This window comes from Mycobacterium sp. NGS29 (genome assembly GCF_059812965.1).
The window spans coordinates 1-14,870 of the sequence record NZ_JCALDR010000026.1 but is presented as its reverse complement, the minus strand read 5'-3'; the positions used below and the strand labels follow the sequence as shown (position 1 = coordinate 14,870).

13 protein-coding genes and 1 pseudogene are annotated in these 14,870 nt (G+C 65.0%); 5 read left to right on the top strand and 9 right to left on the bottom strand.

Translation table 11 applies throughout. The features are described from left to right. Nucleotides 1-4: 4 nt before the first annotated feature. The 3 genes from AC5Y5Z_RS23845 to AC5Y5Z_RS23835 all read left to right on the top strand — a co-directional run bounded on the left by AC5Y5Z_RS23845 (nt 5) and on the right by AC5Y5Z_RS23835 (nt 1,757). On the top strand, nt 5-238 hold the full coding sequence (locus tag AC5Y5Z_RS23845) for an AbrB/MazE/SpoVT family DNA-binding domain-containing protein (RefSeq protein ID WP_499927901.1): 234 nt from the start codon (nt 5-7) through the stop codon (nt 236-238). Continuing rightward, entirely contained in the window at nt 222-650 is a 429-nt protein-coding gene (locus AC5Y5Z_RS23840; RefSeq protein ID WP_463824838.1) for a type II toxin-antitoxin system VapC family toxin, read from the top strand. Before AC5Y5Z_RS23845 ends, AC5Y5Z_RS23840 begins: the two co-directional genes overlap by 17 nt. A gap of 114 nt (nt 651-764) precedes the next feature. Continuing rightward, on the top strand, nt 765-1,757 hold the full coding sequence (locus AC5Y5Z_RS23835) for a class I SAM-dependent methyltransferase (protein WP_463824945.1): 993 nt from the start codon (nt 765-767) through the stop codon (nt 1,755-1,757). 2 nt (nt 1,758-1,759) lie between these two features. On the opposite strand, the gene AC5Y5Z_RS23830 is transcribed toward AC5Y5Z_RS23835, so the two are convergent. From AC5Y5Z_RS23830 to AC5Y5Z_RS23805, 6 genes and pseudogenes are all read right to left on the bottom strand, one after another. Continuing rightward, nucleotides 1,760-3,202, bottom strand: coding sequence for a vWA domain-containing protein (locus AC5Y5Z_RS23830; protein ID WP_499927899.1), 1,443 nt, complete (start codon nt 3,200-3,202; stop codon nt 1,760-1,762). Beyond that, nucleotides 3,202-4,077: an AAA family ATPase gene (locus tag AC5Y5Z_RS23825; protein ID WP_463824840.1), complete on the bottom strand. Its 876-nt coding sequence runs from the start codon at nt 4,075-4,077 to the stop codon at nt 3,202-3,204. Before AC5Y5Z_RS23825 ends, AC5Y5Z_RS23830 begins: the two co-directional genes overlap by 1 nt. A 16-nt stretch (nt 4,078-4,093) precedes the next feature. Further along, nucleotides 4,094-5,353: a glutamate-5-semialdehyde dehydrogenase gene (locus AC5Y5Z_RS23820; protein WP_499927897.1), complete on the bottom strand. Its 1,260-nt coding sequence runs from the start codon at nt 5,351-5,353 to the stop codon at nt 4,094-4,096. Between the two features lie 101 nt (nt 5,354-5,454). After that, on the bottom strand, nt 5,455-6,861 hold the full coding sequence (locus tag AC5Y5Z_RS23815) for a mechanosensitive ion channel domain-containing protein (protein ID WP_499927895.1): 1,407 nt from the start codon (nt 6,859-6,861) through the stop codon (nt 5,455-5,457). After that, nucleotides 6,858-9,040, bottom strand: a pseudogene (locus AC5Y5Z_RS23810) (adenylate/guanylate cyclase domain-containing protein). Before AC5Y5Z_RS23810 ends, AC5Y5Z_RS23815 begins: the two are co-directional and overlap by 4 nt. Nucleotides 9,041-9,235: 195 nt before the next feature. Next, nucleotides 9,236-11,278: an NAD(+) synthase gene (locus tag AC5Y5Z_RS23805; RefSeq protein ID WP_463824844.1), complete on the bottom strand. Its 2,043-nt coding sequence runs from the start codon at nt 11,276-11,278 to the stop codon at nt 9,236-9,238. A 139-nt stretch (nt 11,279-11,417) separates the two neighbouring features. Here AC5Y5Z_RS23805 and AC5Y5Z_RS23800 point away from each other — a divergent pair, with 139 nt between their 5' ends. Next, nucleotides 11,418-12,251 carry an NAD-dependent protein deacetylase gene (locus AC5Y5Z_RS23800; protein WP_499927893.1) on the top strand — a complete coding sequence of 278 codons (834 nt, stop codon included), beginning with the start codon at nt 11,418-11,420 and terminating at the stop codon, nt 12,249-12,251. Here AC5Y5Z_RS23800 and AC5Y5Z_RS23795 read toward each other — a convergent pair. After that, entirely contained in the window at nt 12,235-12,399 is a 165-nt protein-coding gene (locus AC5Y5Z_RS23795; RefSeq protein WP_463824846.1) for a hypothetical protein, read from the bottom strand. The genes AC5Y5Z_RS23800 and AC5Y5Z_RS23795 overlap by 17 nt on opposite strands. Nucleotides 12,400-12,604: 205 nt before the next feature. Next, complete coding sequence (locus AC5Y5Z_RS23790; RefSeq protein WP_499927891.1) at nt 12,605-13,867, bottom strand: cytochrome P450; 1,263 nt, start codon at nt 13,865-13,867, stop codon at nt 12,605-12,607. Between the two features lie 82 nt (nt 13,868-13,949). Here AC5Y5Z_RS23790 and AC5Y5Z_RS23785 point away from each other — a divergent pair, with 82 nt between their 5' ends. Further along, the gene (locus tag AC5Y5Z_RS23785; RefSeq protein WP_463824848.1) at nt 13,950-14,594 is read left to right on the top strand and encodes a TetR/AcrR family transcriptional regulator; all 645 of its coding nucleotides are present in this window, start codon (nt 13,950-13,952) and stop codon (nt 14,592-14,594) included. A gap of 1 nt (nt 14,595) precedes the next feature. Here the strand turns inward: AC5Y5Z_RS23785 and AC5Y5Z_RS23780 are convergent. Beyond that, nucleotides 14,596-14,870, bottom strand: a 275-nt coding sequence (locus AC5Y5Z_RS23780) for a PUA domain-containing protein (RefSeq protein WP_499927889.1), incomplete at its 5' end; no start/stop codon positions are given.

Sequence of the window (14,870 nt, the reverse complement as noted above, 5' to 3'; positions counted from 1 at the left end):
AGGCATGCGTGCAACCATTGACAAGGCAGGTCGATTGGTTATTCCTAAGCCATTGCGGGATCAGCTGGGCCTGCGACCGGGCGAGGTGGAGGTGACGGCCGACGGTGCGGCCCTGCGAGTCGAACCCATCGCCGGGGAGTCACTCGGGGAGCGGGACGGCCGTCTGGTGATTCCGGCGGGTGGGGCCGACATCGACGACGCCGTGGTGCGGACGCTGCGCGATGCCGGCCAGCGCTAGATCCGGCACGCTGCTGGTCGACACCAGCGTCGCGGTTGCGCTCGTCGTCGCCGACCATGCCCAGCACGAGCAGACCTTCCGCGCGCTGCGCGGGTGCGACCTGGGGTTGGCGGGACACGCCGCTTTCGAAACGTTCTCGGTGCTCACCAGGTTGCCGCCGCCGGCCCGCCGGACCGCGGCGACCGTCGCACGATTGCTCGCCCAGACATTCCCGGAAACCAGATATCTCGGTGCGCGCGCGGCCACCGCACTGCTTGACGATCTGGGAACGATCGGCATCGCCGGCGGCACCGTGTATGACGCCCTGGTCGGCGCCTCGGCCAATGAGCACCGCCTACCACTCGCCACCCGCGACCGGCGGGCACTGGAGGTTTACCGCGCATTGAATGTGCAGATCGAGTTGCTCAGCTGAACCGAGACGTCCTTTTGGTGCGATGGCGCCCCATCGGGAGCTTCGATCGTGTACAAGGAGTCTGTGGAAAATTCGCTGCCAACAACAGATCAGGCGCAGCAGTGGCGAGACGCCATGACCAAGCGGGTCTACACCCGATCGGTGGTCACCGGTGAGATATCGCTGCCGGCTATTCCGAGCATGCTCGAGGAATACGTGCAGATGTGCAGCCGGATCTTCAGCGGGGTCGGACGGGAATTCAACGAAGACGAGCTGGCCCATCTGCGCAAGGTGCTGGAAGGCCAACTGGCGGAGGCCTATTCCATCTCGCATCGTTCGAACATCGTCATCTCCTACAACGCCCCCGTCGGCCCGACGCTGCACTATCAGGTCAACGCTCGATGGTTCACCGTGGCCGAGGCTTACGAGAACTGGATCGCCACTCGCGAGCCACCGTTGTTCGGCACCCAGCCCGACGCCCGTGTCTGGGCGTTGGCCGGCGAAGCCACCGATCCCACCACACATCGGATACTCGAAATCGGTGCGGGCACCGGACGAAACGCGCTGCCACTGGCCCGGCGCGGGCATCCGGTCGATGTGGTGGAGCTGACGCCCAAGTTCGCCGAAATCATCCGCACGCAGGCGCGTCAGGAACAGCTCGACGTACGCATCATCGTGCGCAATGTTTTCGAGACCACCGATGACCTGCGGCGCGACTATCAACTGATCACGCTGTCCGAGGTGGTGTCCGATTTCCGGACCACGCAGCAGTTACGCGGCCTGCTCGAGCTCGCCGCCGAATGCCTGGCTCCCGGCGCGCAGTTGGTGTTCAACGCATTCCTGACCCGCAACGGTTTCGAACTCGACAGTGCCACACGTGAATTCGGGCAACAGGCGTACACCAGCATTTTCACCCGCCAGGAACTCGACGACGCAGTGGCCGGTCTGCCTCTCGAACTGATCTCCGACGAGTCGGTGTACGACTACGAGCAGGCCCATCTGCCGCCCGGTGGGTGGCCGCAAACCAGTTGGTATGCGGCGTGGGTCAGCGGATTGGACGTGTTTCCCGTCGAGCGCGAGAACAGCCCGATCGAGATGCGCTGGTTGGTGTTCCGCAAAACCAGCTGAACTCAGACGGGCAGCAACTGATCGATCACGGCTGCCAGCTGCTTGGCCGACCGGCATTCGTGCATGGTGATCACGTCCTGGTAGCGCGGTACGGCCGAATCACCGCTGCCCCAGAGGTGTTTGGGCTCCGGGTTGAGCCAGTGCGCATGCCGGGCGGCGGTGACCATGTCGTCGAGCACGTCCACCGCCGGGTTGCGGTAGTTGGTGCGGCCGTCGCCGAGGATCAACAACGAACTGCGCGGCGACAGCACATTCGGGTTGCCCTGCATGAATGTGACGAATGCATTGCCGTAGTCGGAGTGCCCGTCGCGGGCATACACACCCGCCTCGCGGGTGATCCGCTGAATAGCCACCGCCAGATCGGCCTCCGGACCGAACATGTGCGTCACCTCGTCGGTGGTGTCGATGAAGGCGAACACCCGGACGCGGGAAAACTGCTGTCGCAGCGCATGAACCAACAACAACGTGAAATGACTGAACCCGGCGACCGACCCGGACACGTCGCACAACACCACCAGTTCCGGGCGCGCTGGACGGGGCTTCTTGAGCACCACGTCGATCGGCACGCCGCCGGTGGACATCGACTTGCGCAGCGTCTTGCGCAGGTCGATCGATCCCGCGCGGGAGCGACGCCGCCGCACAGCCAGCCGGGTCGCCAGGGTGCGCGCGAGCGGCGCGACCACGCGGCGCATCTGGCGCAGCTGGTCACCCGACGCGCGCAGGAACTCGACGTTCTCGGAAAGCTGCGGAATGCCGTACATCTGCACATGCTCCCGGCCCAGTTGCTCGGCGGTCCGACGCTTGGTCTCCGCGTCGACCATCTTGCGCAACTGCGTGATACGCTGCGCAGCAAGCGCTTTGGCGATCTGTTCCTGACTCGGGGTGGGCTCGTCGCCGTAGGGGGCGAGCAACCCGGCCAGCAGCTTGCCCTCCAACTCGTCCAGCGCCATCGCCTTGAGCGCCTGGTAGGAGGAAAACGACGGGCCGCGGCTGGAATTGTATTTGCCGTAGGCCTCCACGATGCGGGCGATCATCTGCACCAGCCGCTGGTCCATGTCGGCGAGTTCAGGGTGCTCGGTGAGCAGGTCCAGCAGCAACTGGCGCATTGCCTCGACATCGTCGGGCGGCAGCGCGTCCGGGTCTTCGGACCCGTCACCTTCAGTGACCACGGCGCGGGCGCCCAGCGCAGCGGGAAACCACAGATCGAACATGGCGTCGTAGGTCTCCCGATGCTCCGGTCGGCGCAACACCGCACACGCCAACCCTTCGCGCAGCACCTCACGGTCACCCAACCCCAGCGTGGCCATCACCCGTCCGGCGTCCACCGTCTCCGACGGGCCCACCGAAATCCCGCTGCCGCGAAGCGCTTCCACGAACCCGACCAAGTGTCCGGGCAACCCGTGTGGGGCGAGTGGCCGGCTGGGCCGGATGCGTCGGGTAGCCATCAGTTGAGCCTTAGTTCTCCGGCCGCGCGCTGCTGGTCGGACTGGTGTTTGAGTACCACCCCGAGGGTGGCGGCGACGACCGCGTCGTCGATGGTGTCCATCCCCAGCGCCAGCAGCGTGCGGCCCCAGTCGATGGTCTCGGCTATCGACGGCACCTTCTTGAGCTGCATCCCGCGCATCACCCCGATGATGCGCACCAGTTCCTCGGCGAGGTGTTGCGGCAGTTCGGGCACCCGGGACAGCAGGATCCGACGTTCCAGCTCCGGGGTCGGAAAGTCGATGTGCAGGAACAGACAACGACGTTTGAGGGCCTCGGACAGTTCGCGGGTGGCGTTGGAGGTCAGCACCACCAACGGTGTTCGCGTCGCGGTGATGGTGCCGAGTTCGGGGACGGTCACCGCGAAGTCTGAAAGCACCTCCAGCAGCAGACCTTCGATCTCGATGTCCGCCTTGTCGGTTTCGTCGATCAGCAACACCGTGGGTTCGGTGCGGCGGATCGCCGTCAGCAATGGCCGTTGCAGCAGGAACTCCTCGCTGAACACGTCGTCCTTGGTGGCCTGCCAGTCACCCGAGCCGGCCTGGATTCGCAGGATCTGCTTGGCGTGGTTCCACTCGTACAGCGCGCGGGCCTCGTCGACGCCCTCGTAGCACTGCAGACGGACCAGACCGGAGTCGGTCGCCTGCGCAATCGCCCGCGCCAGTTCGGTCTTGCCGACCCCGGCCGGGCCCTCCACCAACAACGGCTTGCCGAGCCGGTCGGCCAGGAAAACCGCAGTGGCAGTAGCGGTGTCGGGCAGGTAACCGGTCTCGGCCAGCCGGCGCGAGACGTCGGCGATGTCGGCGAACAGCGGCACGGGCCGCGCGGGCACGCTCATCTATGACTCCTAGGGTTCAGGCCGGACGGGTGTGGCCGTCACCCCACACAATCCACTTGGTCGAGGTCAGCTCCGGCAACCCCATCGGGCCGCGGGCGTGCAGCTTCTGGGTGGAGATGCCGATCTCGGCGCCGAACCCGAACTGCTCACCGTCGGTGAACGCGGTCGACGCGTTCACCATCACCGCCGCGGCGTCCACCTGCTCGGTAAAACGTTGCGCGGCAGCAAGATCGGTAGTCACGATGGCTTCGGTGTGCCCGGTGCCGAACTCGTTGATATGCGCGATGGCGCCCTCGACACCGTCGACCACGGCCACCGCGATGTCCATCGCGAGATATTCCCGACGCAGGTCCTCCTCGCCGGCGTCGAGATGCACGGTGACGCCGGCGTCCTGCAGGACACTGAGCAGCCGCGGCATCGCCTGCCCGGCGATCGCGGCGTCGACCAGTAAGGTCTCCGCGGCGTTGCAGACATTGGGCCGGCGCGTCTTGGAGTTCAGCAGGATTCGCTCGGCGACGTCGAGGTCGGCGGCGTGGTGGACGTAGACGTGACAGTTGCCGACGCCGGTCTCGATGGTGGGAACCTGCGCGTCCCGCACCACCGCTTCGATGAGTCCGGCGCCGCCGCGCGGGATGGCCACGTCCACCAGGCCGCGCGCCTGGATGAGGTGCGTGACGGTGGCCCGGTCGGCCGAGGACAGCAGCTGGACAGCGTCGGCCGGCAGGCAGTGGCCGACCAACGCGCGACGCAGCACGGTGACCAGGGCCTCGTTGGATCGCGCGGCTGAGGAGCTGCCGCGCAGCAGGGCCGCGTTGCCGGACTTCAGGGTGAGACCGAACGCGTCGACCGTGACGTTGGGGCGGCCCTCGTAGATCATCCCGACCACGCCGAGCGGAACCCGCTGCTGGCGCAGCTGCAGACCATTGGGCAGGGTGGACCCGCGCAGCACCTCGCCGACCGGGTCGGGCAGTCCCGCGACCTGACGCAGACCGGCGGCAATGCCGTCGATCCGCTGCGGACTCAATGCCAGCCGGTCGAGCATCGCGGCCGGAGTGCCGGCTCGCCCGGCGACGTCCAGGTCCTCGGCATTGGCGGCGAGGATCGCCTCGACGTCGGCCAGGATCTCGTCCGCCGCAGCGTGCAACGCGCGGTCTTTGACCACCGTGGGCGTTGCGGCCAGAACGCGGGCAGCCACCCGGGCGCGTCGGGCGGCATCGTGCACCTCCAGGCGCAGATCGGGTGCCGGCACGCTGCGGGCGTGGGCTTGCACACTCATTAGCCCAGGGTATCGGGCTTAATGCCACTCAGTCGGGCTGGGTCAGCCGGACTTCTGCTTCGACCACCGTTACAGGGTGCTGAGGTCGGGCCCCTGGAGGGTCAGCTGACCCTCTCCCGCCGGGAGATGCGCCGCGCGGTACTTTGCCGTTCCTCGATGATTCGGCCCAGGTCCTGGAGCAGCATCGGCTTGTTCATCACGATCTTTTCCAGGTATTCGCGGTCGATCTCCAGCGCGGTCACTTCGTCGAGCGCATACGCACCCGCCACGTTGGGTTGCCGAGTCAGCGCGGTGACACCGATGAAAGAACCTTCATCCAGAGTCGAGACCGGCACCATCACGCCGTCCTCGTCGGTCACGGTCAGTCGCACTCTGCCGGCGATGAGGAAGGTCATCGCAGTGGGCACCGCTCCCGGGTACTGCACGACCTCGTCCGCGCCGTACCGCACGATTCTGGCGTACGGGGCGAGGAACTGCTGGTCGGTCAGGGTGAGCCGCAGCTCGCTCGCCACCACCGTGCGCAGGGCTTCCATGACCCGGGCGGGCGTCGAGAAATCATCCTCGGCGCCGTCGAGGTGCAGTTGCTGCCGCCGCGCGGTGTACCAGATCCAGCGCAGGAAGGTCGACTGCGTGGCTCCTTCGTCGGCCGGTGAGGTGACCATGAGCGTAGTGCGGTATTCGCCGCCGCCCAGGGCGATCGAGGCCGGAACGGTACCGGCCTGGATGAGCGGCAGCCCGCTGGCGACCGTCGACAGCATGGCGCACACCTGGTCCGGCGGGTCCGTGGTGGCGAAGGTGGTGGTGATCGAGCACTTGTGCGGGCCCGCCGGGCGGCTGAGGTTGGTGAACGCCGTGCTGGCCAGCATCGAGTTCGGCATGATCCGCAGTCCGCTGCCGGTCTGAATGTGTACGGCCCGCCAGTTCACTTCGATGACGCGTCCCCGCGCCGTCTGGGTGTCCAACCAGTCGTTGATCCGGAACGGCTGTTCGAACAGCATGAACAAACCCGACACGATCTGGCCGACGGAGTTCTGCAGCATCAACCCGATGACCACCGACGTGATGCCCAGGGCGGTGAAGACGCCGCCGACGCGGACGCCCCAGATGTAGGACAGGATCACGGCCAGGCCGAGCCCGATCAGCGCGAAGCGGGCGACGTCGAGGAAGATCGCCGGAACCCGCTTGCGCCAACTCTCTTCGGGCGCACCTTCGAACACGGTTGCATTGAGCCCGGATAGCAACAGCACCAGGACCAGGAACCCGAACAGCGTGGTGAGTAAGCGAACCGGGGCGTCGCCGGCCGGAATCTGGGAAGTCTTGACCAGCAGCAGCAACAGCGCACCGAGCGGCAGCAGCCAGTTGCGCACCATGCTGACCTGCCGGGTGAGCCGACTCCGTCGGCGAACGAGCGAGTGTTGCAGTTCGGTGAGCAGGATCAACCCGAGCGGAAAGCCGATCGCCACCGCAAGTGCCCAATAGAACCACGAAGAATGCAGCGGATTCGTCATTGTCGCTCGATCAGCCGGTAGATCGTCTGTTCGGTACCGCCAACCAGAATGGTGCCGGCCGGTGTGAACTTACGGGTGTCACGCATCGCCTCGTACACCTGTGCCGCCACATAGATGCCGGGTTGCGGTGCGCCGCTGTGCATCTGGTATGCGAGGCTCACCGCCGCGCCCCACATGTCGTAGACGAGTCCGGACTGGCCAACCAGTCCGCTGACGACGTTTCCCGTGTTGATGCCGACGCGCAGGCCCAGCACGTGCCGACTCTTGCTGTTGAAACGCTCGATGACCCGCCGCATTTCGAGCGCGAATTCGATGCTGCGGTGGATGCTGTCGAGCCGCGGTGTGATGACGCCGCAGCTGGCGAGATAGCCGTTGTGAAAGGTTCGAATCCGTTCGACGCCGCGGGCTTCGGCCGCCGCATCGAACTGACGGAACAGATCGTCGACGACTTCGACCAGTTCCTGTCCGGTCAGGTCGTTGGAGATCTCGTCGACCCCGACGATGTCGGCGAAGATGATGGCAACGTCCTGATGCATTTGCGCGACGGTGGCCTCCCCCTCGCGATAGCGCTGGACGACGGACTCCGGCATCAATGCCAGCAGTAGCCGGTCGTTTTCTCGGCGTTGCTCGTTGAGAAGCTCTTCCTTGATCGCAAGATTGCGACTCATTTCGTTGAAAGCATTGGTGAGATCTCCGATTTCGTCACGCGACGTGATCGGGATCGTGACCTCGTAGTCACCGGAACTGATTTTCTGGGTGCCCAGCTCCAACCGCCGCAACGGGCGAACAGCGGCCTGCGCAATGAGCATCGAAGCCACACTGATCACAAAGATCATCGCCGTGACCGCGACCGCCAGCGTCTTGCTGAACCGTCCCAACCGCGCGAAGGCGTCCGAATCATCCCGGGTTGCCAGGATCGCCCAGTGCAGGTCGGAGTTCGGAATGTCCAACGGCGCATAGGCTTCCAGCTCTTGGTTGCCGGTGTAGTCGGTGCCGCGCATGACGCCGGTCTCGCCGCGCAGCGCGGCCTGCACGCCGGCACTCTTGACCGGCTGCACCAGCGTGGTGCGCCCAGTTTCATCGCCCGGTCCGGAATTTCGGACGACGTGCCGGTGGCGATCACCTGATGCCGGTACTCTTTGGGATCTTCCAGGAAAAGCCGCGAATCCGAACGCATCAGGCCATCGGGACCGGTCAGGTACGTCTCGGTCGCCGCACCCATCCCGGCGGCTTGCCAATGCTTGTCGGCGGTCATGATCTTGTTGATCTTGGCGATCGGCAACGGCAACGCCATCACGCCGTCGATCTTGCCGTCGATGCCGATGGGTGAGACCGCCCACGCGGTCGGAGCGCCCAGCGCGGGCTGGTAGGGCTGGAAGTCGGTGATCCAGACGTACTCGACATCGTTGGACCGCAACGCTTTCCGGTACGCATCACGCAGATTGGATTCCCGATAGGGCCCGGTCAGGATATTGGTGCCGAGGTCCGGCCCCTTGCGGACCGAGTACACGACATTGCCGTCCAGGTCGAACAACAGCGCATCCCGGTAGTCGAACCGGTTGACGATGTCACGCATGTAAAAGTCGTAGCGCGCGTTGGCCGCCGACCAGGCGCTGCCGTCGCCGGCATCCAGCACCGGCTCCGAGTTGGGGCGCACCGCGGCGGTGTAGTTGGCCTGCAGGTACTTCTGGGAGTTGGTATTCGGCAGGACTGCGTTGAGATCGATCTCCTCCCCGGTCACCTGCTTGACGGGCTTGATCATCTGGTTGTCGTAATAGCTCGTGATCGCCTGCTGCTGGGCGGGGTTGATCGTCGCGGTAGCCAGTTGACTGAACCCCGCGGTGAGCGCCAGCACAGCCTGGTTGACGCTGAATCCGCCGCTGTAGACGTCCAGAGAGTTGGCCACTTCCGAGAACAGCGCGTCGATCTGGCGCTTCTGGGATTCGCGCAACTCGATGAGCCGCTCGGACTCGACTTCCCGCAACGCACTGCGGCCGGAGAGAGCACCGATGAGGCCGATCACCGCCACCGACAGGATGCTCGAGAGTAGTAGGGCGACAAGTATTTTAGACTGGATACTTACCCGGGAGCGGATGCGAGACAGGAACCCGGTGGCGCGCTTCTTACCCGGAGCACTCTCAATCTCCGGTGCTGCCTCTGTTGGCTCAGCCGACGTCAATCGGCTTCCCTTCTGCCGCCGGTTCGTTACGGGTCTCCGATCTTGGTGCACACTAGTTCGCGGGCTGCCGCTAGCGGGACTCCGCGCAGAAGTGAGGCCTTGCTGTGTCCGCGCCTTCACCGAAAGGTGATGCGGAGTCGGCCTGTGATTTACCCGCGGTGCTCGTGTGGTGGTGACGTCAGGAGTGCGGGAAGCTCAGTCTTCGGGGATCTCTCGCTCGATCTCGTCGAGCCAGATCCGTGCCGACATGTCCGACGGCGCACGCCAATCCCCGCGCGGCGAGAGTGACCCGCCGTGAGACACCTTGGGGCCATTGGGCAATGCAGAGCGCTTGAATTGGCTGAACGAGTAGAACCGCTTCGCGAAAACCTCAAGCCAGTGCCTGATTTCGCTCAACGAATAGGAGGGGCGATTCTGCTCGGGAAATCCGGGCGGCCATTCGCCTTGGTCGGGATCGTGCCAGGCATGCCAGGCCAGGAAGGCGATCTTGGAAGGCCGGAATCCGTACCGCAGTACTTGGAAGAGCGAAAAATCCTGCAGTGCATACGGTCCGACCTTCTCCTCGCTGCTCTGCAGGTCTTCCTCCTCGCCGGCAGGCACCAGTTCCGGGGTGATCTTGGTGTCGACGACCGACTGCAGCACATCGGACACCTCCTGCTCGAACTGCTCGGACGAGATGACCCACCGGATCAGGTGCTGAATGAGCGTCTTGGGTACACCGCCGTTGACGTTGTAGTGCGACATCTGATCGCCGACGCCATACGTCGACCACCCCAGTGCCAGCTCCGAAAGGTCGCCGGTGCCAAGGACTATGCCGCCGCGCTGGTTGGCCAAGCGGAACAGATAATCGGTGCGCAGTCCCGCTTGCACGTTCTCGAAGGTGACGTCGTAGACCTTCTCGCCGCGGGCGAACGGGTGGCCGATCTCCTCGAACATGCGGTTGGCGGTTTCGCGGATGTCGATCTCCTCGAAGGTGATTCCCAACGCTTCACCGAGTTTGATCGCGTTGTTCTTGGTGTGATCGCCGGTGGCGAAGCCGGGCAAGGTGAATCCCAGGATGTCGCTGCGGGGACGCTCCTCCCGATCCATCGCCTTGGCCGCGACGATCAGGGCGTGGGTGGAATCCAAACCTCCGGACACACCGATGACGAGCTTCGGATAATCCAGTGCGCGTAGCCGCTGCTCGAGGCCAGACACCTGGATGTTGTAGGCCTCATAGCAATCCTGTTCCAGCCGTTCACGATTGGCCGGGACGAAGGGAAACCGCTCGATGTTGCGCAGCAAGCCGATGTCGCCGTCGGGTGGGTCGAGCCGGAAGTCGATGCGACGGAACGAGTCGGCGGTCGCCCGGTGGTGGCGACGGTTGTCGTCGAAGGTGCCCATCCGTAGCCGCTCGGAGCGCAGCAGCTCCAGGTCGACGTCGGCGACCGACCGGCGCGGCCCCTTGGGAAAGCGCTCCGAACACGCAAGCTCGGTGCCGTTCTCCCAGATCATCGTCTGACCGTCCCAAGCCAGGTCCGTTGTCGACTCGCCCTCCCCCGCCGCGGCATAGAGGTACGCGGCCAGGCACCGCGCCGATGCGGACCGCGCCAACAGGCAACGGTCCTCAGCACGCCCGATGGTGATCGGACTGCCGGAAAGATTGGCCAGCACCGTCGCGCCCGCCAGCGCCGCCTCAGCGCTGGGGGGGACCGGAACGAACATGTCCTCACAGACTTCGACGTGCAGCACGAGGCCTGGCACATCGGAGGCGGCGAACAGCAGATCGGCACCGAACGGGGCTTCGACGTCCCTGAATCGGATCGTGCCCCGCTCACTGTCCCCGGGCGCGATCTGCCGATGCTCGTAGAACTCCCGATAGGTCGGCAGATAGGACTTGGGCACCACCCCGAGCACCGCGCCACGGTGAATGACGACAGCGGTGTTGTAGATGCGGTGCAGTCGCCGCAGCGGCGCGCCGACGACCAGCACGGGCAGTAGGTCCGCGGACGCCGCAATGATGTCGAGCAACGCTTCCTCGACTGCGTTCAGCAAGGCATCTTGCAGCAGGATGTCCTCGATCGAATATCCCGTCAGCGTCAGCTCCGGAAAGATCGCCAGCCCGACACCCTCCTCATGACTGGCGCGCGCCAACTCCAGTACTGACTTGGCGTTAGCTGCCGGGTCGGCAATTGTGGTCTGGTGCGTGCATGCGGCGACGCGCACGAACCCGTGCTGATATGCGGAATAGAAGCTCATCGCCCCTCATTGTCACGTGGCCCACTACTACGCCCGATGTTGCCCCCGCAGAGTTCGGGCAAACATCCGAACCGCGAAGGGCTGCTCGAGCCGTGGTCGCCGGCTCGGCGGGCCCCCGCAGCGTTCTATCCTCGAAGGGGTGGAATCCCCCGAACTGGTCGCGCTGCTGAGCGGTCGGCGCGTGGCGGTACTCACCGGCGCAGGGCTGTCCACCGATTCCGGCATCCCCGACTATCGGGGTCCGGAGTCGCCGCCCAGCAATCCCATGACGATCCGCCAGTTCACCTCCGACCCCGCGTTCCGGCAGCGGTACTGGGCGCGCAACCACGTCGGCTGGCGACACATGGACGACACCCGGCCCAATGCCGGGCATCGGGCGCTGGCCGCGTTGGAGCAGGCGGGCGCGGTGACCGGGCTGATCACCCAGAACGTCGACCTGCTGCACACCAAGGCCGGCAGCCGGCACGTCATCAATCTGCACGGCACCTATGCGCAGGTGGCCTGTCTGGACTGCAGCTTCACCATGAGCCGCGAGGCGCTGGCGGACGAACTCGAAGCGCTCAACCCGGGCTTCACCGAACGTGCCGAAGCCGTCGGTGGGTTGGCGGTGGCTCCGGACGCCGACGCCGTCGTCGAAGAGACCGACTCGTTCCGCTACCTGAACTGTCCGCGGTGCGGCGGCATGCTCAAACCCGACATCGTGTATTTCGGTGAGAGCGTACCGAAAGACCGTGTCGCTCAATCCTATTCACTTGTCGATCAGGCTGATGCCCTGTTGGTAGCAGGTTCGTCGCTGACGGTGTTCTCCGGGTACCGATTCGTGCGCCACGCCGCCGCCACCGGCACGCCGGTGGCGATCGTCAATCGGGGTCGCACCCGGGGTGACGACCTGGCTGACGTCAAGGTCGACGGGGGCTGTTCGGAGATGTTGAGCTTGTTAGTCACCGAACTGAGCGTCAACGCGCCCTTCTGACCTCGGCGACGAACTGGCGGCCCTGATTGTCGATCACCTGCCAGGAGTAGGGACCGATGACTCGCGGATAACCCAGGTTGTGAACGGCCATCCGGGCGTCGTGCTCGTACCGGATGTTGTCGACGCGCAGTCCGTTCGATGTTGTCAATGCCCACATGGTCTTCTCCGAATCTCTGGCATGTGCGACCGGTCAGGGTGACCAACTCGCTGATGTGACGAGCTTCTCGGAAGCGACTGTGCGGATTCTCAACAGATTCTTGGCGACGACCAGACCGGCGACAGCGCCGTGGTCGGACGGGTCAGGAGCACAGCCCTACAAGCGTGCGCGACTGTACTCCTGTTGCGCCGAGCTGTCAGAAAGTGCAGGGCATGCGCCGGATGGCGTGAATGAAATTGCCGACGACGTAAGACGGTTCGCCGGCCTGAATTTCCGGCACCTGGCGCAGTAGTTCGCCGAACAGGGCACGCAGCTGTGCTCGCGCCACGTGCGCGCCGAGGCAGAAGTGCACGCCACCACCGCCGAAGCCCACATGCGGATTGGGATTGCGGCCCAGGTCCAACCGTTCGGGATGGTCGAAGGCGTCGCGGTCCCAGTTTCCCGAGGCGTAGAACATGGCGACCTTCTCCCCGGCCCGGATGGTCTGACCACCGAGTTCGTAATCCTTTGCCGCAGTACGGCGAAAGGTCATCACCGGGGTGGCCCACCGGATGAACTCCTCGACCGCTGTGCCGATGCGGTTGTCGAAATCACTGGAAAGCCAATCTTTTTGGTCGGGAAAATCGGTGAGTGCCTTCAATGCGTGACTGGCGGTCTGGCGGGTGGTGTCGTTGCCGGCCACGGCGAGCAGGACGAAGAAGGCGGCCACCTCCGCGTCGGTCAGGCAATCACCATCCACTTCGGCGGTCACCAGGCTGCTGAACAGATCGTCCCCTGGCTGTTCGCGGCGCTGCGCGGCCAGCGCTCCGGCCACCTGGTGCAGGTACAGCTGATTCTGGAACAGCAACTCGAGCGGGTTGCGACCGTCGAGGAATTCGGGATCAGCCCAGGAGACCACGGCGTCGGCCGCGCTTGCCACCTGGTGGCGCTCGGATTCCGGGATGCCCATCATGTCCGACAGGGTGCGGATTGGCAGTTCTTTGGCGCAGATGTCGACGAAGTCGGCGCCGCTGCCGGCGGCCCGCAGTTCCTCGACGATGACCTTGGCGTTGTGTTTGATCGAATCTTCGATACGCCGGACCTGTCGGGGGGTGAACGCCGCGCTGGCCAGCTTGCGAAGTTTGGTGTGCCGCGGCGGGTCCATCGCCAGGAAGGACTGCGACGCCTCCAGCAACTCTTCGGGGATGTCGGCGAACATGACGCCCTTGCCGGACAGGAACACCTCATTGGTGCGACTGACCTCGACGATGTCCGCACGGCGGGTCACCGCCCAGTAGCCGGGATCGGCCGGATTGTCGATCAGGTCGCCTTCTACCGGCGGCTGCCAGCTGACCGGCCGCTCGGCTCGCAATGTGGCGAAAGATCGTTCCCGGTCGGCGGCCGTCGTCGACCAAAAAGCCTTGGAGGACAGGTCGATCGCATCATAAGGGCGGGTGGCGGGCTGCACAGATGTGCTCATGGATGCGTCCTTCCGTTGATTCGACGATATGCTTAGACACTTCGTCTAGTCAAGACGTCCATGGGTCGGTTATGCTCGTCGAATGCCGGCCGTGACACGCAAATCCCAGGGCAATCGCCAGCAGGAGCGTGAGCAGCGACAAGAGCAGATGGAACGCCGGCTGTTGGAGGCCACCGAACGGCTGATGCGCGACGGCACCAGCTTCACCGAACTCAGCGTCGATCGCCTGGCCACCGAGGCCGGCATCTCGCGGGCCAGCTTCTACATCTACTTCGAAGACAAGGGCCACCTGTTGCGCCGCCTCGCCAATCAGGTACTCGACGACCTGACTACCAGTGGAGAGCGCTGGTGGGACGTGGCCTGGCGGCATAATCCCGATGACGCCCGGGTGGCGATGGCCAGCATCATCGCCAATTTCCGTCGTCACCAACCAGTTCTGGTGGCGCTCAACGAAGTCTCCGGTTACGACCCCACGACCGCGCAGGCCTACCGCGACCTGCTGAACAACGTCAGCGGGCGCTTGACGCGGGTCATCGAAGAAGGCCAGGCCGACGGGTCGATCCGTCCGCAGCTGCATGCGGTGACCACCGCCAGCGCATTGACCTGGATGGTCGAGCGGGCCTGCCACCAGAACCTGCCGGTCCAGCCGTCGGAGTACGACACCCAGCTGGCCGCGACCCTGACTGAAATAGTCTGGGGCTCACTGTATCTGCAGCCTGCGCAGTGACCTACTGAAGTTGTTGCACGACTACCAGATCGTCGGCGTGTACCGCCGGACGGCGTAAATCACCGGGTAGGTCCGAGGTGGAACGGCCGATCATGCCGGCCAGTTCACCCGCGTCGTACGCGACCACACCCCGGGCCACCACCACCCCTTCCGATCCGCACAATTCGACGACGTCGCCGCCGAAGAACTTGCCCGAAACCCCGGTGATGCCGGCAGGCAGCAACGAACGCCGTTGCGTCACAACGGCGCGCACCGCGCCGTCGTCCAGGACCAGTG